General features: G+C 68.3%; 2 protein-coding genes. Both read right to left on the bottom strand.

The genetic code is table 11. From position 1 onward, the window contains the following. Positions 1-214, bottom strand: a 214-nt coding sequence (locus UN64_RS20365; RefSeq protein WP_171978999.1) for a recombinase family protein, incomplete at its 3' end; no start/stop codon positions are given. A gap of 22 nt (positions 215-236) precedes the next feature. Continuing rightward, the coding region (locus UN64_RS21110) for a hypothetical protein (protein ID WP_171978998.1) at positions 237-521 on the bottom strand (285 nt) is incomplete at its 5' end.

The raw sequence follows: 521 nt of genomic DNA, 5'->3' as shown, positions 1-521 counted from the left end.
TCTTGGTCTTGCGGGTGATCATGTAGATCTCGCGGCGGAACGGGTCGAGGCCGGACCGCTTGGCCTGGTGGAAGAACACCTCCACGTCGGCCTGCGTGTTGGCCCCGAGGCCGATCTGCCGGAGAGCTGCGATCTGCTGGTTAGTGAATCCGGTCTGGTCCTCCGCGATGGTGAGGGCGGTATTCGTGCTGTGGCGGGTGATTTCGGTGGACATGGTGGTGCTCCTCATCAGGGGGTCAGGCCGCTGCCGGCAGGGCAACGGCGGGCTCGTAGTTACGGGTCAGGGTCAGGTACGGGCGGCCACCGGGCTTCGAGGACCGGGTCGCGACCTTCTGCCCGTCCTCGTCGTGGATGGTCTTCGCGGTCCCGGCGCCGTGGAGGACCACGGATCGGGCCTGGTTCATGCGGGACTCCGCCGCCTTGAATGCGGCGGTCGCCGCGTGCAGCTCCACGGCGTGCACGGTCGGGATCGTGGCGACCAGGTCCGGGTCGATGTCCGGGTGCTCGGCACGCACCGCCTC

The sequence above is a fragment of the Fictibacillus arsenicus genome (assembly GCF_001999465.1).
In the GTDB taxonomy this organism is placed as follows: Bacteria; Bacillota; Bacilli; order Bacillales; family Fictibacillaceae; genus Fictibacillus; species Fictibacillus arsenicus.
This window is presented reverse-complemented; position numbering and strand designations above follow the sequence as displayed.